This is a genomic window from Halomonas alkalicola (assembly GCF_030704205.1).
GTDB lineage: Bacteria > Pseudomonadota > Gammaproteobacteria > Pseudomonadales > Halomonadaceae > Halomonas > Halomonas alkalicola.
This window is the reverse complement of record NZ_CP131913.1, coordinates 962,002-981,253: the sequence shown is the minus strand read 5'-3', so window position 1 is coordinate 981,253 and position 19,252 is coordinate 962,002. Positions and strand designations below refer to the sequence as shown.

Sequence of the window (19,252 nt, the reverse complement as noted above, 5' to 3'; positions counted from 1 at the left end):
ATGAAAGCTTCCCTGCGTCAGCGCCTCGACGCCTTCGGCGAGCGCTTCGAGGAGCTCGCCGCCCTGTTGGCGGAGCCCGAGGTGATCGGCGACCAACCCCGCTTCCGAGACTATTCCCGCGAGTACGCCGAGCTCGAGCCCCTGGTGGAGGCCTGGCGCGAGTTCCGCGGCGTGGAGGGCGATATCGCCGACGCCGAGCAGCTCGCCGGTGACAGCGACCCGGAGATGCGCGAGCTGGCCGAGCTGGAACTGGCCGAGGGGCGCGACAGGCTTGCGGCCATGGAGGTGCGCCTCAAGCAGCTGCTGGTGCCGAAGGATCCCGACGACGGTCGCAGCGTCTTCCTGGAGGTGCGCGCCGGCACCGGCGGCGACGAGGCGGCGCTGTTTGCCGGTGACCTCTTTCGCATGTACTCCCGCTACGCCGAGCAGCACGGCTGGAAGGTCGAGGTGGTGAGCGCCAGCCACGGCGAGCAGGGCGGCTACAAGGAGATCATCTCGCGCATCAAGGGCGAGGGGGTCTACGCGCGGCTCAAGTTCGAGTCCGGCGCCCACCGGGTGCAGCGGGTCCCGGCCACCGAGTCCCAGGGGCGCATCCATACCTCCGCCTGCACCGTGGCGGTGATGCCCGAGGCCGATGCGGTGGGCGATATCGACATCAACCCCGCCGACCTGCGGGTCGACACCTTCCGCTCCAGCGGCGCCGGCGGCCAGCACGTCAACACCACCGACTCCGCGATACGCATCACCCACCTGCCCAGCGGCGTGGTGGTGGAGTGCCAGGAGGAGCGCAGCCAGCACAAGAACCGCGCCAAGGCGATGTCGCTGCTCGCCGCGCGCCTCAAGCAGAGCGCCGTTGAGTCGCGCCGCCAGGCCCAGGCCGACGAGCGCAAGAGCCTGGTGGGCTCCGGCGATCGCAGCGAGCGCATCCGCACCTACAACTTCCCCCAGGGGCGGGTCACCGACCACCGCATCAACCTGACCCTCTACAAGCTGGCCGAGGTGATCGGCGGCGAGCAGCTCGACGAGGTGATCGAGCCGCTGATCCACGAGTACCAGGCGGAGCAGCTCGCCGCCCTGCAGCAGGAGAGCTGATGCGCCTCGATGCCCTGCTGGTGGCGTCGGCGGCGCGCCTGGCGGCGGCCGGCTCGCCCACCCCGCGCCTCGACGCCGAGGTGCTGCTCTGCCACCTGCTCGAGGTCGATCGCACCTGGCTCTACACCTGGGGGGATCGCGAGGCAGACCCCGCCACGGCCGAGCGCTTCGCCGCCCTGCTGGCGCGCCGCGAGGCGGGGGAGCCGGTGGCCTACCTCACCGGCGAACGGGAGTTCTGGGGGTTGCGCCTGGCCACCGAGCCGAGCACCCTGATCCCGCGCCCCGATACCGAGACCCTGGTCGAGGCCGCCCTGGAGAAGGCGGGCGCGGCCGGCGGGCGCCTGCTGGATCTCGGCACCGGCACCGGCGCCATCGCGCTCGCCTTCGCCAGCGAGCGGCCGGGCTGGCGGGTGCTGGGGGTGGATCTGCGTCCCGAGGCGGTGGCGCTCGCCCGCCGCAACGCCGAGCGGCTCGCCATCGCCAACGCCGTGTTTCGCCAGAGTGACTGGTTCTCCGCGCTGGAAGCCGCCGAGGGCGAGGCCGCCGAGCGCTTCGAGCTGATCGTCTCCAATCCCCCCTATCTGGCCGACGACGACCCGCACCTGGCCCGCGGTGACGTGCGCTTCGAACCGGCAAGCGCCCTCGTGGCCGGCGACGGCGGCCTGGCCGACCTCCATCACCTGGTGCGCACGGCCCGGGAGCACCTGGCCGTGGCGGGCTGGCTGATGCTCGAGCACGGCGCCGAGCAGGGCGGGGCGGTGCGCCAGGCCCTGATCAGTGCCGGCTATGCCGAGGTGGCGACCCGCTGCGACCTGGCCGGCCTCGAGCGGGTCAGCCTGGGGCGCTGGCCAGGGCGTTGAGGGTTCAACTGGCGGTGATCGGCGGGGGTGTGGTACATCTTGATCAGAAAATAACACCTAAAGCCGCCGTGATTTCATGCCTGAAGACCACGATGCCGCTCTCCTGGCGGTGGTTTTCAGTCCGATCGACTGTCGCGCCGGCACGTTCTGCCACTCCCGAGACCGAGCAGCCGCCACGCCCATGAAAGCCAAGTCCCGCGCCCTCGACCGCATCGACCTCAAGATCCTGCGCTGCCTGCAGGAGAACGCCCGCATCTCCTACGTCGACCTCGCCGCCCAGGTGGGGCTCTCCACCACGCCCTGTCTCGAACGGGTCAAGCGCCTGGAGCGCGCGGGCGTAATCCGCGGCTACAAGGCGGTGCTCGACCCCCGGGCGCTCAAGGCCAACCTGCTGGTGTTCGTGGAGATCAGCCTGGAGACCCAGTCGCCGGCGGTGTTCGACGAGTTCCGTCGCGCCGTGGCCAAGCTGCCGCAGATCCAGGAGTGCCACCTGGTCTCCGGGCAGTTCGACTATATCCTGAAGTGCCGCATCCCCGAGATGGCCGCCTACCGGCAGCTGCTCGGCGACGTGGTACTGACCCTGCCGGGGGTCAAGGAGTCCAAGAGCTATGTGGTGATGGAGGAGGTGAAGGAGGAGTTCTCCCTCCATGTGCCCGACATCGAGGAGTTCGAGGACAAGTGACCATGCACGACGCCGACCTGCTGCGCTACAGCCGCCAGATCATGCTGGCCCAGATCGACATCGAGGGGCAGGAGCGGCTGCTGGCCGGCCGGGCCCTGGTGGTGGGCGCCGGCGGGCTCGGCTCCCCGGTGGCCCTCTACCTGGCCGCCGCCGGGGTAGGGCGGCTGACGCTGGCCGATGCCGATGCGGTGGAGCTCTCCAACCTGCAGCGCCAGATCGCCCACGGCGAGGCGGACCTGGGCCGCAACAAGGCCGAGTCCGCCCGGGACTCGGCGCGGGCCCTGAACCCCGGCTGTACGATCGAGACATTGACCGCTCATCTGGAGGGCGAGGCCATGGCCGCGGCGGTGGCCGACGCCGACGTGGTGCTCGACTGCACCGATCGCTTCTCCAGCCGCTACGCCATCAATGCCGCCTGCCGCGCGGCCGGCGTGCCGCTGGTCTCCGGGGCGGCGATCCGCTTCTCGGGGCAGCTGGCGGTGTTCGACCCCCGCGATCCCGACGGCCCCTGCTACGCCTGCCTCTACCCCCCGGACGATCGCGGGGACGAGGCGCTCTCCTGCGCCGAGAGCGGCGTGGTGGCCCCCCTGGTGGGGCTGATCGGCAGCTTCCAGGCGCTGGAGGCGATCAAGCTGCTCAGCGGGGCCGGCACGCCCCATCGCGGGCTCTCCACCTTCGACGGCCTCACCGGCCAGTGGCGCCACTTCAAGGTGCCCCGGGATCCCGCCTGCCCGGTCTGTGGCGGCTGAGGCCTGGCGGGCTCTGGTCGTCATTTCTTGACGCCTGAGGCGTCGCGGATGGGATCTGGCGGCCAGGATGGTGGACTTTCGGTGATTTTTGCCCGGCTGCCAGGCGTAGCGTTGTTATTGAATACTTGACAATCTCGCGGCGGCTGATGTCAAACTGTTCCGAGAGCAGGGCCGCACGGCCCTCCATCCCACAACAACGAGCGCACTGCGCATGACCGCATCGGCGACCCCCCCTTCCAGCCTCGATCGACGTCCGGCTTCCTGGTACCGCGACTCCATCGCCGTCGACCTTGGCCCCTGCCCCCCGCTGGCGGGGGAGGTGCGTGCCGACGTCTGCGTGATCGGCGGCGGGATCACCGGCTGCTCGGCGGCGCTGCACCTGGCCGAGCGGGGCTATTCGGTGGTGCTGCTGGAGGCCAGCGAGATCGGCTTCGGTGCCTCCGGGCGCAGCGGCGGCCAGATCCTGCCGGGGCTCGGCACCGACATCGCCACCGTGGAGCGTGCGCTGGGCCTCGGCGCCGCCCGTGACATCTGGGCCATGAGCCGCGAGGCGGTGGCCCTCACCGCCGAGCTCATCGAGCGCCATGCCATCCCCTGCGATCTCGCCTGGGGCTACCTGCACGCCGCGGTGAAGTCGCGCCACGTGCGCGAGCTCAAGGCCTTCCGCGACCGCCTGGCCCGAGACTATGGCTACGAGGCGCTGACCTGGCTCGAGGGCGAGGCCCTGCGCGAGCGCGTGGTCAGCGATGCCTATCCCGGGGCGCTCCACGAGAGCGAGGCGGGGCACCTGCATCCGCTCAACTACACCCTGGGGCTGGCCCGCGCCGCTCGCGACGCCGGCGCGGTGCTCCACGAGGGCAGTCCGGCGCTCGCGATCGAGCGCGGCACTCCCCACCGGGTGGTCACGCCCGGCGGCAGCGTCACCGCCGACTTCGTGGTGCTGGGTACCAACGCCTTCCAGCACCGCCTGGTGCCGGAGCTCACCGGCCGGGTGATGCGCGCCGCCAACTACCTCATCGCCACCGAGCCCCTCGGCGCCGCCCGCGCCGCCCGGGTGCTGCCGAAGAACGATGCCCTCTCGGACGCCAACTTCGTCCTCGACTACTATCGTCTCTCCGCCGACCGGCGGCTGATCTACGGCGGCGAGGTGAGCTATACCGGGCGTGAGCCCAGGGGGCTTCAGGCGCGCATGGACGCCAAGATCGCCCGGCTCTTCCCGGCGCTGCGTGGCGTCGCCATCGACTACCGCTGGGGCGGCGAGGTGGCCATCACCCTCAACCGGGCGCCGGACTTCGGCCGCATCGGCCAGACGCTCTACTATGCCCAGGGCTACTCCGGCCACGGCATGGCGCTGGCGGGGCTGGCCGGCAAGCTGATGGCGGAGGCGGTGGCCGGCCAGTGCGAGCGCTTCGACGCCTTCGCCGCCATGCCCCACCGGCGCTTTCCCGGCGGAGAGCGGCTGCGCACGCCGCGGCTGGTGCTGGCCACCGCCTTCTACAAGCTGCGTGATCGACTATGACGAGCGCCCGGGCCCCGGGCGACTGACGAGGTTCCCATGAAAGACCTGGAAAGCTGGCTGAAGGAGCGACGCATCACCGAGGTGGAGTGCCTGGTGACGGATATCACCGGCATCGCCCGCGGCAAGATCACCCCGGTGTCGAAGTTCGTGGCCGAGAAGGGCATGCGCCTGCCGGAGAGCGTGCTGCTGCAGTCGGTGACCGGCGACTACGTCGAGGACGACATCTACTATTCGCTGCTCGACCCCGCCGATATCGATATGGTCTGCAAGCCCGATGCGGGGGCGGCCTACCCGGTGCCCTGGGCGCTGGAGCCCACCGCCCAGGTGATCCACGACTGCTTCGACAAGATGGGCAATCCCATCGAGCTCTCCGCCCGCAACCAGCTCAAGCGCGTGCTGGCGCTCTACGCCGAACAGGGCTGGCGCCCCATCGTGGCGCCGGAGATGGAGTTCTACCTCACCAAGCGCTGCGAGGACCCGGACCTGCCGCTGCAGCCGCCCATCGGCAGAAGCGGCCGCCAGGAGACCGGCCGCCAGTCCTTCTCCATCGACGCCGCCAACGAGTTCGACCCGCTCTTCGAGGACATGTACGACTGGTGCGAGGCCCAGGGGCTGGATATCGACACCCTGATCCACGAGGAGGGCACCGCCCAGATGGAGATCAACTTCCGTCACGGCGACCCGCTGACCCTGGCCGACCAGGTCTTCCTGTTCAAGCGCACCATGCGCGAGGCGGCGCTCAAGCACGACGTGGCCGCCACCTTCATGGCCAAGCCGGTGACCAATGAGCCGGGCAGCGCCATGCACATCCATCAGAGCGTGCTGGACGCGAAGAGCGGCAAGAGCGTCTTCTCCAACGCCGACGGCACCATGAGCCAGCTCTTCCTGCACCATATCGGCGGGCTGCAGAAGTTCATTCCCGAGGCGCTGCCGCTGATGGCTCCCAACGTCAACTCCTTCCGCCGCTTCCTGCCCGACACCTCGGCGCCGGTCAACGTCGAATGGGGGGAGGAGAACCGCACCTGCGGCCTGCGGGTACCCGACTCCAGCCCCCAGAACCGCCGGGTCGAGAACCGCCTGCCGGGAGCCGACGCCAACGCCTACCTGGCCATCGCGGCGTCCCTGCTGTGCGGCTACCTGGGGATGATCCAGAAGCTCAACCCCTCGGCCCCGGTGCAGGGGCGCGCCTTCGAGCGCCGCAACCTGCGCCTGCCCTTCACCCTGGAGCAGGCCCTGGAGCGCATGGAGCACTGCGCCGAGCTGGAGACCTACATGGGCAGCAAGTTCGTGACCGGCTTCGTGGCGGTCAAGCGGGTGGAGAACGAGAACTTCAAGCGCGTGATCAGCTCCTGGGAGCGGGAATTCCTGCTGCTGAGTGTCTGATGCGCACCCCAGCGTTGAGACCGCCCCCGAAGCGGGTCGCTACGCTGGCTTCATCGGGCCCGGCCCAGGGTAACCGATAACAACAAGCGACCGAAGAGGTGATCAGGATGATGCAAGCCAAGCGACTCTCACTGGCCGTGACCGCCGCCGGCCTGGCGCTGGGTGCCGCCGCCGCCCAGGCGGCGGGCGAGGTACGGATCTACAACTGGTCGGACTACATCGCGCCGGACACCCTGGAGAAGTTCACCGAGGCCACCGGCATCGAGGTGATCTACGACGTCTACGACAGCAACGAGGTGCTCGATGCGGCCCTGCTGGCGGGCCGCTCCGGCTATGACGTGGTGGTGCCCTCCAACCACTACCTGACCCGCCACATCAGCGCCGGGGTCTATCGGGAGCTCGACCACGACAAGCTGCCCAACATGGCCAACCTCAACCCGGAGCTGATGGACGACCTGGAGTTCGTCGACCCGGGCAGCCGCTACTCGGTCCCCTACATGTGGGGCACCAACGGCATCGGCTACATCGAGGAGCGAGTCCTCGAGATCCTCGGCGACGACGCCCCGGTGGACTCCTGGGCGCTGCTCTTCGATCCCGAGATCACCACCGCCCTGCGCGAGGGGGGCTGCGGCATCTCCATGCTCGACTCCGGCGACGAGATGCTCTCGCCGGCCATGGCCTACCTGGGGCTCTCGCCGCTCTCCGAGGAGACCGCCGACCTGGAGGCCGCCGGTGACCTGATCGCCGCGGTGCGCAACAACGTCACCTACTTCCACTCCTCGCGCTACATCACCGATCTCGCCAACGGCGACCTCTGCGTGGCGGCGGGCTACTCAGGCGACATCTTCCAGGCCGCCGACCGCGCCGAGGAGGCGGGCCGCGACTTCACCATCCGCTACAGCATCCCCAAGGAGGGCGCCGCGCTCTGGTTCGACATGATGGCGATCCCCGCCGATGCGCCGAACCCGGACAACGCCCACGCCTTCATCAATTTCATCCTGGAGCCCGAGATCGCCGCCGCGATCACCGAGTACGTGGTCTACGCCAACCCCAACCTGGCGGGCAACGCCTTCCTCGACCCGGCCATCCGCGACGATCCGGCGATCTATCCCGACCAGGAGGTGATGGACAACCTCTACGTGGCCGAGGAGAAGCCGCTGGCCGTGCAGCGCGTGCGCACCCGGGTCTGGAACCGCGTCAAGTCGGGGCGCTGAAACGCACCCAATGAGCTGTCAGGGGCGCCGGGGGCAGGCTTGAGCGGAGGTCCTACGCCAGGGAAGGCGTCGGTAGCGCCCAGGGAAGGGTTCACAGCGCCTCCGCGAATGGCCTGCCGCCGGATCAGCCCCGAGTTTCCATGCCTCTCAGCGTGCGGTGGCAATCACTTATCACAGGAGATGCCGATGCCACAGAACCAGACCGCGGCGCGTCCGCCCGGGCGACGCACCGGCGAGGCGCTGGTCGAGATCCGCCGCATCAGCAAGCGCTTCGACGGCGTCCTGGCGGTGGACGACGTCAACCTGACCATCCGCCAGGGCGAGATCTTCGCCCTGCTGGGGGCCTCGGGCTCCGGCAAGTCGACCCTGCTGCGCATGCTGGCAGGGTTCGAGAAGCCCAGCGAAGGCCAGATCCTGCTCGACGGTCAGGACATCACCGCCATGCCGCCCCATGAGCGGCCGATCAACATGATGTTCCAGTCCTACGCGCTCTTCCCCCACATGACGGTGGCCCAGAACATCGCCTTCGGGCTCAAGCAGGACCGCCTGCCCCGGGCCGAGATCGAGCAGCGGGTGGCCGAGATGCTCAAGCTCGTGCACATGGAGGGCTTCGCCCGGCGTCGCCCTCACCAGCTCTCCGGGGGGCAGCGCCAGCGGGTGGCCCTGGCCCGCTCGCTGGCCAAGCGGCCGAAGCTGCTGCTTCTCGACGAGCCCATGGGGGCGCTGGACAAGAAGCTGCGCACCGAGATGCAGCTCGAGGTGGTGGCGATCCTCGAGCGGGTGGGGGTGACCTGCATCATGGTCACCCACGACCAGGAGGAAGCGATGACCATGGCCGATCGCGTGGCGATCATGTCGGATGGCTGGATCGCCCAGGTGGGCAGCCCCATGGACGTCTACGAGAGCCCGGCGAGTCGCATGGTGGCGGAGTTCGTGGGCACCGTGAACCTCTTCGAGGGGGAGATCCGCGTCGACGAGGCCGACCACTGCATCATCGCAAGCCCGGCACTCGGTCGCGATATCCGCATCGGCCACGGGGTCTCGACCCAGGCCGACGAGCGCCGGGTGTGGGTGGCCATTCGCCCGGAGAAGACCACGCTCACCCGCACGCGGCCAGAGGGCGAGCACAACTGGACCGCCGGCACGGTGGAGGATATCGCCTACCTGGGCGGGCTCTCGGTCTACTACGTGCGCACCGAGTCCGGCGCTCTGGTCAAGGCGAGCCTGGCCAACGTGGAGCGTCGCGGCGACCGCCCCGACTGGGACGAGCCGGTCTACGTCAGCTGGGACGAGATGAGCGCCGTGGTGTTGCATGAGTGAGCGCTGCACGAACAGCCCTTCACGCGTGAGCCCGAACAAGCGAGGAGCCCCATGAAATCGACTGCCCTCGAGCGCCTCTCGCGCCGCCTGCGCCCGGGGCGCGGCTGGGTCATCGCCGTGCCGCTGATCTGGCTGAGCCTCTTCTTCCTGGCGCCCTTCGCCATCGTACTCAAGATCAGCCTCTCCGAGGCGGCCATCGCGGTGCCTCCCTACCAGCCGATCCTCGACTTCACCGCCGAGACCCTCAACATCGCCCTGAACCTTGGCAACTACCTGTTCCTGGCCAGCGATTCGCTCTACGTGGCGGCCTACTGGGGCTCGGTGAAGATCGCCTTTTTCTCGACGCTCTTCTGCCTGCTGATCGGCTACCCCATGGCCTATGCCATGGCCCGCGCCCCGGCGCGCTGGCAGCTGGTGCTGCTGCTGCTGGTGATGCTGCCCTCCTGGACCTCCTTCCTGATCCGGGTCTACGCCTGGATGGGGATCCTGAGCACCAACGGCCTGCTCAACAACCTGCTGCTGTGGATCGGCATCATCGATTCGCCGCTGCGCATGATGAACACCAACTTCGCGGTGATGCTGGGCATCGTCTATGCCTACCTGCCGTTCATGATCCTGCCGCTCTACGCCAACCTGACCCGGCTCGACGACTCGCTGCTGGAGGCGGCGGCGGACCTCGGCTCCCGGAAGTTCAACACCTTCCTGAAGGTGACCCTGCCGCTCTCCAAGGGGGGGATCATCGCCGGCTCCATGCTGGTCTTCATCCCCGCGGTGGGGGAGTACGTGATCCCCGAGCTGCTCGGCGGACCCAACACGGTGATGATCGGCAAGGTGCTGTGGGAGGAGTTCTTCCTCAATCGCGACTGGCCGGTGGCCTCGGCGCTGGCCATGGTGATGCTGCTGCTGCTGTTGATCCCCATTGCGCTGTTCCATCGCTACCAGTCCCGCGAGCTGGAGGAGTGACCATGCGCCGATCCTTCACCCCCCCCTCGTTCACCACCCTGATGCTGATCCTGGGGCTGCTGTTCCTCTACCTGCCCATGGTGGTGCTGGTGGTCTACTCCTTCAATTCGTCGCGGCTGGTGACGGTCTGGGCGGGCTTCTCCGGGCGCTGGTACCTGGAGCTGCTGCGCGACCGGCAGATACTCGCCGCGGTGTGGACCAGCCTGCGCATCGCCTTCTTCTCCGCCACCATGGCCGTCTGCCTCGGCACCCTGGCCGCCTTCGTGATGACGCGCTTCGGCCGCTTTCGCGGCAAGACCGCGCTCTCCAGCATGATCACCGCGCCTCTGGTGATGCCGGAGGTGATCACCGGCCTGTCGCTGCTGCTGCTCTTCGTGCAGATGGCCCAGATCGTCGGCTGGCCGGCGGATCGCGGCATGGCCACCATCTGGATCGCCCACACCACCTTCTGCAGCGCCTACGTGGCGGTGGTGGTGTCGTCGCGGCTGCGCGAGGTGGACCGCTCCATCGAGGAGGCGGCCATGGACCTCGGCGCGCCGCCGGTGAAGACCTTCTTCCAGATCACCCTGCCGGTGATCGCCCCGGCGCTGGCCGCGGGCTGGCTGCTGGCCTTCACCCTGTCGCTGGATGACCTGGTGATCGCCAGCTTCGTCTCCGGCCCCGGCGCCACCACCCTGCCCATGGTGGTCTTCTCCTCGGTCCGCATGGGCGTCTCGCCCAAGATCAACGCCCTGGCCACCCTGATCATCCTGGCGGTGTCGCTGGCCACCTTCCTGGCCTGGTACTTCATGCGCCGCAGCGAGGCGCGCCGCCTGGCCGCCCTGCGCCAGCAGGAGACGCCCTGATGTCCCCTTCGCAGAGTCTGGAGCCCTCTCATGCCTGACTATCCCGCCGGCGAGCACGTCGCCTCCTGGTACGCCGCCACCGCCAACCCCGCCCCCGAGCGCCCGGCGCTCGCCGGGGAGGTCGAGTGCGACGTCTGCGTGGTGGGGGCCGGCTTCACCGGCATCTCCGCGGCGCTGCACCTGGCCGAGCGCGGCCTCTCGGTGGTGGTGCTGGAGGGGGCCCGGGTGGGCTTCGGCGCCAGCGGGCGCAACGGCGGCCAGATCGTCAACAGCTACAGCCGCGACATGGACGTGATCGAGGCGAAGTATGGCGCCCAGACCGCCCGCGCCCTGGGCGACATGGCCTTCGAGGGCAATCGCATCATCCGCGAGCGGGTGGCGACCTACGCCATCGACTGCGACCTGCGCGACGGCAACCTCTTCGCCGCCTGCAACCGCAGGCAGCTGGCCGGGCTGCGCGAGCACAAGGCGCTCTGGGAGCGCTACGGCTACCGGGAGCTGGAGCTGCTGGAGGGGGAGGGGGTGAAGCGCGAGGTCAACTCCGACCGCTACGTGGGCGCCCTGGTGGACCATGGCGGTGGCCACCTGCATCCCCTGAACCTGGTGCTGGGCCAGGCCGCCGCGCTCGAGTCGCTCGGCGGGCGCATCTTCGAACAGTCGGCGGTGCGGGAGGTGATCCACGGCGAGCCGGTCACCCTGCGCACCGCCGGCGGGCGGGTGCGCGCCGAGCGGGTGGTGATGGCCGGCAACGCCTACCTGCGCGGGGTGCTGCCGGAGATCGAGGGCCGCTCGATGCCCTGCGGCACCCAGATCATCACCACCGAGCCCCTCGGCGAGGCCCGGGCCCGGGCGCTGATACCCAACGGCCTGGCGGTGGAGGACTGCAACTACCTGCTCGACTACTACCGGCTGACCCGCGACAACCGGCTGCTCTATGGCGGCGGGGTCAACTACGGCGGCGAGGACCCGGCCGACATCACCGCGGTGATCCGGCCCAAGATGCTGGCCACCTTCCCGGGGCTTGCCGACGTCAAGGTGGACCACGCCTGGAGCGGCACCTTCCTGATGACGCTCAACCGGCTGCCCCAGTTCGGGGTGGTCAACGGCAACGTCTACTATGCCCAGGGCTACTCCGGTCACGGCGTCACCTGCACCCACCTGGCCGGCAAGCTGATCGCCGAGGTGATCCATGGCCAGGGTGAGCGCTTCGACGCCTTCGCCGGCATTCCCCACCTGCCGTTCCCCGGCGGGCGGCTGCTGCGGGTGCCGCTCTCGGCGCTGGGCGCCTGGTACTACTCGACCCGCGACCGTCTGGGGCTCTGAGGGCCAACCGGGACCGCTTGGGGCACTGACCCCCGGGCGCCACCGGCCTGTCGCATCCCTGCGACAGCCGGTCAGATAATGGGGAAACCCTGTCCGCGCCCTCCACCGGGTGGCGCGGGCGCCTATAATGCCCCTATCGCGGTGGCGCAGGAGGCCCCGCCGCGGCTCTCATCGTCACCATCACCGAACCGAGTCATCCACGCCTGGAGCCATGCGAGTTTCAGCGACGGGCGCCCGCACGCCCGCGAGGAGGAGAACCATGAGCAAGTCGATCATCGTGGGGTCCAGCCTGGCCGTCCTGGGGCTGGGGGGGCTGGCCTTCGGCGCCTGGCAGGTCCAGGAGAACCGCGCGCCCGAACCGCAGTTTGCCGAGATCCTTGACGTCGCGGCGGCCACCCGCAGCGTGGAGCGCCCCCGTGAGGTGTGCGAGGACGTGGAGCGGGTGGTCAGCGTCGAGGTGCCGGTGGAGGTGCCCGTCCAGGTGCCCGTCACCCAGGCCGCGCCCTCAGGCCCCGGGGCGAGCCAGGACCCCCATCGCGTCGTCGGCACCGCGGCCGGGGCCATCGTCGGCGGCCTGCTGGGCAACCAGGTGGGCGGCGGCAGCGGCAAGAAGCTGGCCACCGTGGCCGGTGCCATCGGCGGCGGCCTGGCCGGGCGCGAGGTGCAGAACCGCGTCGAAGCCCGCCAGCACGCCCAGGCGGGTAGCCAGGTCCAGTACGAGACCCGCTACGAGACCCGTTACGAGACCCAGAACCAGACCGTGACCGAGCGGCAGTGCCAGACGGTGATGGAGAGCCACGAGGAGCACCTCGGCTACGACGTCACCTATCGCCTCAACGGCGAGGAGCTGACCCGGCGCATGGAGAGCGCCCCCCAGGCCGAGCGTCTCCCGGTCGTCGAGGGCGAGGTGCAGTGGCAGGCCGCCCTGCAGGAGGCCGAGCCCCAGCGCGAGGGCTGAGCCCCAGCGCGAGGGCTGAGCGAGAGGGCTTGGCAAGAGGGTTGAGCAAGAGCGCTCTGCGCCCCACCGGCCCGGCTCATGCACGCCCCCGGATCCGCCAGGATCCGGGGGCGTATGCGTTTCGGGGGGCCGCACCAGGGGGCTCAGACTTGGCGCAGGTACCACTCGTACTCGAGCCGGCTCACCGCCTGCAGGGCCTGGGCACGCTCGGCGCGACGGTTGGCCAGGTAGACGTGGAGGAAGTCGCGCCCCAGGGCCTCGCCGAGGATCTCGTTGGCCTCCAGCAGGTCGAGGGCCTGCTGCCAGCTGTTGGTCAGGCTGGGGGGCGTCGTCTCGTAGGCGTTGCCGACGCTGGGCGGCGGCGGCTCGAGTCCCTCGGCGAGACCATGGTGGATGGCGGCCAGCAGGGCGGCCAGCAGCAGGTAGGGGTTGGCGTCGGCGCCGGCCACCCGGTGCTCGATGCGCCGGGCGGCCCGGGCCCCGGCGGGAATGCGCAGCGCCACCGAGCGGTTGTCGAAGCCCCAGGTGGGAGCCAAGGGCACGTAGAGCCCTGCCTGGAAGCGCCTGAAGGCGTTGAGGTTGGGCGCGCAGATCGCCATGGAGGCGGGCATCAGCGCCAGCAGGCCGGCCACCGCCTGGCGCAGCGCCGGGCTGCCCAGGGGGTCGTCACCCGGCTCGGTGAAGACATTGCGGCCCGTCTCATCCAGCAGGCTGATATGCACGTGCATGCCGTTGCCCGCCTCCTGGCCGTAGGGCTTGGCCATGAAGGTGGCCTCGAAGCCGTGGCGCAGGGCGACCCCCTTGATCAGGCGCTTGAGCTGCACCGCGTGGTCGCAGGCCGCCAGCGCATCGTCGCAGTGGATCAGGTTGATCTCGAACTGCCCCGGGGCGCACTCCTTGAGAGCGGTGTCCAGGGGCAGGCCCTGAACCTGGGCCGCGGCCTGCACTTCCTCGAGGAAGTCGGCGTACTCGTCGAGCTCCAGCATGGAGTAGAGCTGACTCTGGCTGGCGCGTTCCCCGCTGACCGGCGAGCAGGGCGGCTGGATCAGCCCGGCGGCGGTGCGCTCGCGATCCACCAGGTAGAACTCCAGCTCCACGGCGACCACCGGGGTCAGCCCCAGGGCGGTCAGGCGACCCAGCACCCGGCCCAGCAGCTGGCGGGGGTCGGCGAAAAAGGGGGAGCCGTCGAACTCCTCCATGGTCATCAGCAGCTGGGCCTGATGGCCCCGGGCGACCCAGGGCACCGGCTTGAGGCTGCCGTCGATCGGTCGGCAGAGGCGGTCGCCGTCGCCGCTGTCGAGGCCGAGCCCGGTCTCCTCGATGGTGTGGCCGTTGATGTCCAGGGCGAAGACCGAGGCGGGCAGGGCGATGCCGCTGGTATAGGCCTTGGTGACGCTCTCCCGGGGGATGCGCTTGCCGCGCATCACCCCGTTGAGATCGCTGATCAGCAGGTCGACGCTGTTGATCTCCGGGTGGGCGTCGAGGAAGGCCCGGACATCGTCGGGAGCAGGCATGGGCACACCTCTGGCGTTGTGATCCTTGTGGCTCCTATCCTTGTAGGGGTGCCCGGTGTTGTCAAATAATTTACGTATCGAGGGGAGTGTCCGCCTTGGAAAGCGGGCGACAGGTGGTTATGGTGAATAAAACATAACACCCGGTCCGCTTCCGACGAGGAGAGACGCGATGAAGAGCCGACCCCTGGTGGGGGTGATCGCCTGCCACCGTGAGGTGGAGGGCCATCCCGCCCAGATGGTGACCGACAAGTACCTGCGCGCCCTGTGGGACTACGGCCTGTCGCCGGTGATCCTGCCGGTGTGGGAGGAGCAGGAGGCCGACCCCGAGGCCGCTCGCGCCCTGCTGGCCCGCCTCGATGGTCTGCTGCTGACCGGCAGCTACACCAACGTCGAGCCGCGCCGCTACGGGGCCGAGCGGGTGCCGGAGAACACCCGGGATGACCGCCACCGCGATGCGGCCGCCCTGGTGTGGATTCCCGCGGCGCTGGACCTCGGCCTGCCGCTGTTCGGCATCTGCCGGGGCTTCCAGGAGCTCAACGTGGCCTTCGGCGGCACCCTTCACCAGGCGGTGCAGGGCGTGCCCGGCCTGCAGGACCACCGCGAGCCCCCGGGGGAGCGCGAGGTGCAGTATGCCCCCGCCCACGAGATCACCCTGGTGCCCGGCGGGCGCCTGGCGGCGCTGCACCCCGAGCCCCGGTCGCGGGTCAACTCCCTGCACCAGCAGGGCATCGCCGAGCTGGGGGCGGGCCTTGTGGCCGAGGCCCATGCCCCGGACGGGCTGATCGAGGCGGTGTCGGTGGCCGATGCCGCCGGCTTCGCCCTGGCCGTGCAGTGGCATCCCGAGTGGCGTCCCCGTGAGCACCCCCTGAACGATGCCCTCTATCGCGCCTTCGCCGAGGCGTGCCGCGTCCGCCAGGCCGCCTCCCGCGCGCCCCGGGTGGACTGAACGCCCCGCTATCTGGAGATCCCCCATGCATACCCGTGACTACCAGGCCCTGGATCGCGCCCACTACCTGCACCCCTTCACCGACTTCAAGGCCCTGGGCGAGGAGGGCAGCCGCATCATCGAGCACGCCGAGGGGGTCTATATCCACGACTCCGAGGGCAACCGCATCCTCGACGGCATGGCGGGGCTCTGGTGCGTCAACCTGGGCTATGGCCGCGAGGAGCTGGTGGCAGCGGCCACCGAGCAGATGCGCCAGCTTCCCTACTACAACAGCTTCTTCAAGACCGCTCACCCTCCGGCGGTCAAATTGGCCGAGACCCTCTGCCGCCTGGCGCCCGCCCATGTCAACCACGTCTTCTTCACCGGTTCCGGCTCCGAGGCCAACGATACCGTGCTGCGCATGGTGCGCCGCTACTGGGCGCTCAAGGGCCAGCCCGACAAGCAGTGGGTGATCGGCCGCAAGAACGCCTACCACGGCTCCACCGTGGCGGGGGTGAGCCTCGGCGGCATGGCCCCCATGCACGCCCAGGGCGGCCCCCTGGTGCCGAAGATCGCCCATGTGCGCCAGCCCTACTGGTTTGGAGAGGGGCGGTCTGGAGAGGGTCGGTCTGGAGAAGGGCGCACGGCCGGCCAGGACCCCGAGGCCTTCGGCCGGGAGTGCGCCGCGGCCCTGGAGGCGAAGATCCAGGAGCTCGGCGAGGAGAACGTCGCCGCCTTCATCGCCGAGCCGGTGCAGGGCGCCGGCGGTGCCATCATTCCGCCGGAAAGCTACTGGCCGGCGGTGAAGGCGGTGCTGGCGAAGTACGACATCCTGCTGGTGGTGGACGAGGTGATCTGCGGCTTCGGGCGGCTGGGCGAGTGGTTCGGCAGCGTCCACTACGGCCTGGAGCCTGACCTGATGCCCATCGCCAAGGGGCTCTCCTCGGGCTACCTGCCCATCGGCGGGGTGCTGGTGGGCGACCGGGTCGCCGAGACCCTGATCGAGGAGGGCGGCGAGTTCTTCCACGGCTTCACCTATTCGGGCCATCCGGTGTGCGCCGCGGTGGCGCAGCGCAACCTCGAACTGCTGGAGGCCGAGGGGCTGGTGGACCGGGTCCGCGACGAGATCGGCCCCTACCTGGCCAGCCGCTGGAAGGCCCTCGAGGCGCACCCCCTGGTGGGCGAGGCGCGCTCCCTGGGGCTGATCGGCGCCCTGGAGCTGGTCGATCCCGCCACCGGCGAGCGCTTCGCCGAGTCCCGGGGGGTGGGCACCCTGTGCCGCGATCTCTGCTTCGCCGGCGGCCTGGTGATGCGCTCGGTGGGTGATACCATGATCATCTCGCCGCCGCTGGTGATCTCCCGTGACGAGATCGACGAGCTGATCGACAAGGCGCGCGCCGCCCTGGATGCCACCCTGGCGCGGCTGGCCGAGCCCCAGTCCGACCCCCGACCCGACCCCCAGGAGGAGTCCCCCGCATGAGTCGCCTCGAACCCCCCAAGACCCTGGCCGACTGGCAGGCCCTGGCCGATCGTCTGATTCCGTATCTGGAAACTCGCGCTTTTATCGACGACGCCTTCGTCGATGCGCTGAGCGGCGAGACCTTCACCACGACGAACCCGGCCACCGGCGAGCCCCTGGCCGAGGTGGCGAGCTGCGACGCCGCCGACGCCGAGCTCGCCGTGGGCCATGCCCGGGCCGCCTTCGATGCCGGCGAGTGGTCGCGCCTGGCGCCTGGCCGGCGCAAGAAGGTGCTGCTGCGCCTGGCCGACCTGATGGAGGCCCACCGGCACGAGCTGGCGCTGCTCGACACCCTGGACATGGGCAAGCCGGTGGCAAGCTCGCTGGGCGACATGGCCGGCGCCATCGCCTGCTTCCGCTACCAGGCCGAGTGCATCGACAAGCTCTACGGCGAGGTGGCGCCCACCGGCGAGGAGGCCCTGGCCCTGGTGCTGCGCGAGCCGCTCGGGGTGGTCGCCTCCATCGTGCCCTGGAACTTCCCGCTGATGATGACCGCCTGGAAGGTCGCCCCGGCGCTGGCCGCCGGCAACAGCGTGATCCTCAAGCCCTCGGAGAAGTCGCCGCTCTCGGCGCTGCGCCTGGCGGCGCTGGCCCATGAGGCGGGTATCCCCCGCGGGGTCTTCCAGGTGCTGCCGGGCTTCGGCCACACCGTGGGCAAGGCCCTGGCGCTCTCCATGGGGGTGGACTGCCTCGCCTTCACCGGCTCGACCCAGGTGGGCAAGCAGCTGATGCAGTACGCCGGCCAGTCCAACCTCAAGCGGGTCTATCTGGAGTGCGGCGGCAAGTCCCCCAATATCGTCTTCGCCGACTGCAAGGACCTCGCGCGGGTGGCGAAGCACGCCGCCTCGGCGATCTTCCACAACCAGGGGGAGGTGTGCATCGCCGGTTCCCGGCTGCTGGTGGAGAACGCGATCCGCGAGGCCTTCATCGACCAGGTGCTCGTGGCGGCTAAGCGGATGCAGCCCGGCGACCCCCTGGACCCCGACAGCTTCATGGGGGCCATCGTCGACGAGGCCCAGTATCGGCGCATCCTGAGCTACATCGAGAAGGGCCGCGAGGAGGGCGCCCGGCTGCGTGTGGGCGGTGAGGCCACCCAGGTCGATGGTAAGGGGCTCTTCATTCCACCTACGGTGTTCGACGGCGTGACCCCCGAGATGGCCATCGGCCGCGAGGAGATCTTCGGCCCGGTGCTCTCGGTGTTCGGCTTCGACAGCGAGGAGGAGGCGGTGGCCATGGCCAACGACAGCGTCTATGGCCTGGCCGCGGGGCTGTGGAGCCAGGACATCGACCGCATCATGCGTGTCACCCGGCGGCTCCACTCCGGCCAGGTGTTCGTCAACAACTGGGCCGGCGGCGACCAGACCATGCCCTTCGGCGGGGTGAAGCAGTCGGGCAACGGCCGCGACAAGTCCCATCACTCCCTGGAGGAGTACTCCGAGCTCAAGAGCGTCTGGATCTGGATCTCGCTGTCGAGCTGAGCCCTTTCACCGTAGCCTGACGCGACGAGGCCGGCGCCATGGGCGCCGGCCTCGCCATATCTGTGCGACATAGTTTATATGTACAGCCCTTGTATCGCTTTTTTCCGGTGAGGGGAGTAGCCTGTGGGTGATACTCCCCGGCCAGAGGTACTCCCATGTTCGGACTCTTCAAGAGCGACCCGACGAAGAAGCTGCAGAAGGAATATGAGCGCAAGCTCGAGCAGGCGATGCATGCCGCCCGCAACGGCGACATGCGCGCCAACGCCTCGCTCACCGAGGACGCGGAGGCGATCCGCGCCGAGATCGATAAGCTGAAGCAGGAGTAGGAATCCGCAGCGCCCGAGCCTGTCAGAAGGCCCGGGCGGGGGTCGCGCAGCTCACCAGGCGGCAGGGCTCGCTGCCCGGGTTGCGGAAGCGGTGGGGGACGTTGGTCTCGAAGTAGTAGGCCTCGCCCGCCTGGAGCACCCGGCTCTCGGCGCCGATGGTGATCTCGATCTCGCCCTCGAGCACCATGCCGGCCTCCTCGCCCAGATGGGCGATCATCTCGCGGCCGGTGTCGGCCCCCGGCGGGTAGGTTTCCACCATGAAGGAGAGGGCGCGATCGCGGCGATCGGCCCCCACCAGCTTGTAGATGACGTCGCCGGTGCCCACGTCGGCCAGGTCCTCGGCCGAGTAGAAGACCCGGCGACCGTTCTCCAGGTCCATGGTGAAGAAGTCGCCGACGCTCATCGGGATGGCGTCGAGGATTTTCTTCAGGGAGCTGACCGAGGGGCTCACCTTGCCCTGCTCGATCAGCGACAGACTGGAGTGGGTCACCCCGCAGCGCTTGGCCAGCTCGCGCTGGGAGATGCCGCGCAGGGTGCGCAGTGCGCGCAGCCGCTCGCCCACGTCATCGGCCATGGTGGCTC

Annotated in this window: 18 protein-coding genes; 16 read left to right on the top strand and 2 right to left on the bottom strand. The window is 69.6% G+C overall.

The features are described 5' to 3' along the window. From prfA to B6N23_RS04660, 12 genes are all read left to right on the top strand, one after another. Complete coding sequence (prfA, locus tag B6N23_RS04715; protein WP_119020755.1) at positions 1-1,092, top strand: peptide chain release factor 1; 1,092 nt, start codon at positions 1-3, stop codon at positions 1,090-1,092. Beyond that, entirely contained in the window at positions 1,092-1,952 is an 861-nt protein-coding gene (prmC, locus tag B6N23_RS04710; protein WP_305502339.1) for a peptide chain release factor N(5)-glutamine methyltransferase, read from the top strand. Before prfA ends, prmC begins: the two co-directional genes overlap by 1 nt. Positions 1,953-2,133: 181 nt before the next feature. Further along, complete coding sequence (locus B6N23_RS04705) at positions 2,134-2,634, top strand: Lrp/AsnC ligand binding domain-containing protein (protein ID WP_169957858.1); 501 nt, start codon at positions 2,134-2,136, stop codon at positions 2,632-2,634. Between the two features lie 2 nt (positions 2,635-2,636). Then, positions 2,637-3,383: a HesA/MoeB/ThiF family protein gene (locus tag B6N23_RS04700; RefSeq protein ID WP_302141885.1), complete on the top strand. Its 747-nt coding sequence runs from the start codon at positions 2,637-2,639 to the stop codon at positions 3,381-3,383. 211 nt (positions 3,384-3,594) lie between these two features. Continuing rightward, on the top strand, positions 3,595-4,902 hold the full coding sequence (locus B6N23_RS04695; RefSeq protein ID WP_305502335.1) for an NAD(P)/FAD-dependent oxidoreductase: 1,308 nt from the start codon (positions 3,595-3,597) through the stop codon (positions 4,900-4,902). A 36-nt stretch (positions 4,903-4,938) separates the two neighbouring features. Continuing rightward, complete coding sequence (locus B6N23_RS04690; RefSeq protein ID WP_119020760.1) at positions 4,939-6,285, top strand: glutamine synthetase family protein; 1,347 nt, start codon at positions 4,939-4,941, stop codon at positions 6,283-6,285. 107 nt (positions 6,286-6,392) lie between these two features. Then, positions 6,393-7,499 (top strand): polyamine ABC transporter substrate-binding protein, encoded by a 1,107-nt coding sequence (locus B6N23_RS04685; protein WP_305502332.1) that lies wholly within the window; start codon positions 6,393-6,395, stop codon positions 7,497-7,499. A 186-nt stretch (positions 7,500-7,685) separates the two neighbouring features. After that, positions 7,686-8,819: an ABC transporter ATP-binding protein gene (locus tag B6N23_RS04680; RefSeq protein WP_305502330.1), complete on the top strand. Its 1,134-nt coding sequence runs from the start codon at positions 7,686-7,688 to the stop codon at positions 8,817-8,819. Between the two features lie 51 nt (positions 8,820-8,870). Then, positions 8,871-9,782, top strand: a complete 912-nt coding sequence (locus B6N23_RS04675) for an ABC transporter permease subunit (RefSeq protein WP_305502327.1) — start codon at positions 8,871-8,873, stop codon at positions 9,780-9,782. Between the two features lie 2 nt (positions 9,783-9,784). Further along, on the top strand, positions 9,785-10,627 hold the full coding sequence (locus B6N23_RS04670) for an ABC transporter permease subunit (protein ID WP_305502324.1): 843 nt from the start codon (positions 9,785-9,787) through the stop codon (positions 10,625-10,627). A gap of 30 nt (positions 10,628-10,657) precedes the next feature. Continuing rightward, a complete protein-coding gene (locus B6N23_RS04665) occupies positions 10,658-11,950 on the top strand; it encodes an NAD(P)/FAD-dependent oxidoreductase (protein WP_305502321.1) in 1,293 nt (430 codons plus the stop codon). Between the two features lie 259 nt (positions 11,951-12,209). Beyond that, on the top strand, positions 12,210-12,908 hold the full coding sequence (locus B6N23_RS04660; RefSeq protein ID WP_305502319.1) for a glycine zipper 2TM domain-containing protein: 699 nt from the start codon (positions 12,210-12,212) through the stop codon (positions 12,906-12,908). A 143-nt stretch (positions 12,909-13,051) separates the two neighbouring features. Here the strand turns inward: B6N23_RS04660 and B6N23_RS04655 are convergent, their stop codons facing one another. Next, a complete protein-coding gene (locus tag B6N23_RS04655; RefSeq protein ID WP_305502316.1) occupies positions 13,052-14,422 on the bottom strand; it encodes a glutamine synthetase family protein in 1,371 nt (456 codons plus the stop codon). Between the two features lie 169 nt (positions 14,423-14,591). Here B6N23_RS04655 and B6N23_RS04650 point away from each other — a divergent pair, with 169 nt between their 5' ends. The 4 genes from B6N23_RS04650 (at position 14,592) to B6N23_RS04635 (ending at position 18,670) form a co-directional block, all read left to right on the top strand. After that, positions 14,592-15,368: a gamma-glutamyl-gamma-aminobutyrate hydrolase family protein gene (locus B6N23_RS04650; RefSeq protein WP_305502313.1), complete on the top strand. Its 777-nt coding sequence runs from the start codon at positions 14,592-14,594 to the stop codon at positions 15,366-15,368. 25 nt (positions 15,369-15,393) lie between these two features. Continuing rightward, positions 15,394-16,827, top strand: a complete 1,434-nt coding sequence (locus tag B6N23_RS04645) for an aspartate aminotransferase family protein (RefSeq protein WP_305502310.1) — start codon at positions 15,394-15,396, stop codon at positions 16,825-16,827. Then, positions 16,824-18,344 (top strand): aldehyde dehydrogenase, encoded by a 1,521-nt coding sequence (locus B6N23_RS04640; protein WP_305502308.1) that lies wholly within the window; start codon positions 16,824-16,826, stop codon positions 18,342-18,344. Before B6N23_RS04645 ends, B6N23_RS04640 begins: the two co-directional genes overlap by 4 nt. Before the next feature lie 155 nt (positions 18,345-18,499). Further along, a complete protein-coding gene (locus tag B6N23_RS04635) occupies positions 18,500-18,670 on the top strand; it encodes a DUF6435 family protein (protein ID WP_305502306.1) in 171 nt (56 codons plus the stop codon). A gap of 22 nt (positions 18,671-18,692) precedes the next feature. On the opposite strand, the gene B6N23_RS04630 is transcribed toward B6N23_RS04635, so the two are convergent. Then, entirely contained in the window at positions 18,693-19,244 is a 552-nt protein-coding gene (locus B6N23_RS04630; protein WP_169957869.1) for a cupin domain-containing protein, read from the bottom strand. Positions 19,245-19,252 lie beyond the last annotated feature (8 nt).

Excerpts from the sequence above, each read along its gene's own strand:
- prfA (WP_119020755.1), top strand. The coding sequence starts at position 1 with ATGAAAGCTTCCCTGCGTCAGCGCCTCGACGCCTTCGGCGAGCGCTTC.
- prmC (WP_305502339.1), top strand. The coding sequence starts at position 1,092 with ATGCGCCTCGATGCCCTGCTGGTGGCGTCGGCGGCGCGCCTGGCGGCG.
- B6N23_RS04705 (WP_169957858.1), top strand. The coding sequence starts at position 2,134 with ATGAAAGCCAAGTCCCGCGCCCTCGACCGCATCGACCTCAAGATCCTG.
- B6N23_RS04700 (WP_302141885.1), top strand. The coding sequence starts at position 2,637 with ATGCACGACGCCGACCTGCTGCGCTACAGCCGCCAGATCATGCTGGCC.
- B6N23_RS04695 (WP_305502335.1), top strand. The coding sequence starts at position 3,595 with ATGACCGCATCGGCGACCCCCCCTTCCAGCCTCGATCGACGTCCGGCT.
- B6N23_RS04690 (WP_119020760.1), top strand. The coding sequence starts at position 4,939 with ATGAAAGACCTGGAAAGCTGGCTGAAGGAGCGACGCATCACCGAGGTG.
- B6N23_RS04685 (WP_305502332.1), top strand. The coding sequence starts at position 6,393 with ATGATGCAAGCCAAGCGACTCTCACTGGCCGTGACCGCCGCCGGCCTG.
- B6N23_RS04680 (WP_305502330.1), top strand. The coding sequence starts at position 7,686 with ATGCCACAGAACCAGACCGCGGCGCGTCCGCCCGGGCGACGCACCGGC.
- B6N23_RS04675 (WP_305502327.1), top strand. The coding sequence starts at position 8,871 with ATGAAATCGACTGCCCTCGAGCGCCTCTCGCGCCGCCTGCGCCCGGGG.
- B6N23_RS04670 (WP_305502324.1), top strand. The coding sequence starts at position 9,785 with ATGCGCCGATCCTTCACCCCCCCCTCGTTCACCACCCTGATGCTGATC.
- B6N23_RS04665 (WP_305502321.1), top strand. The coding sequence starts at position 10,658 with ATGCCTGACTATCCCGCCGGCGAGCACGTCGCCTCCTGGTACGCCGCC.
- B6N23_RS04660 (WP_305502319.1), top strand. The coding sequence starts at position 12,210 with ATGAGCAAGTCGATCATCGTGGGGTCCAGCCTGGCCGTCCTGGGGCTG.
- B6N23_RS04655 (WP_305502316.1), bottom strand. The coding sequence starts at position 14,422 with ATGCCTGCTCCCGACGATGTCCGGGCCTTCCTCGACGCCCACCCGGAG.
- B6N23_RS04650 (WP_305502313.1), top strand. The coding sequence starts at position 14,592 with ATGAAGAGCCGACCCCTGGTGGGGGTGATCGCCTGCCACCGTGAGGTG.
- B6N23_RS04645 (WP_305502310.1), top strand. The coding sequence starts at position 15,394 with ATGCATACCCGTGACTACCAGGCCCTGGATCGCGCCCACTACCTGCAC.
- B6N23_RS04640 (WP_305502308.1), top strand. The coding sequence starts at position 16,824 with ATGAGTCGCCTCGAACCCCCCAAGACCCTGGCCGACTGGCAGGCCCTG.
- B6N23_RS04635 (WP_305502306.1), top strand. The coding sequence starts at position 18,500 with ATGTTCGGACTCTTCAAGAGCGACCCGACGAAGAAGCTGCAGAAGGAA.
- B6N23_RS04630 (WP_169957869.1), bottom strand. The coding sequence starts at position 19,244 with ATGGCCGATGACGTGGGCGAGCGGCTGCGCGCACTGCGCACCCTGCGC.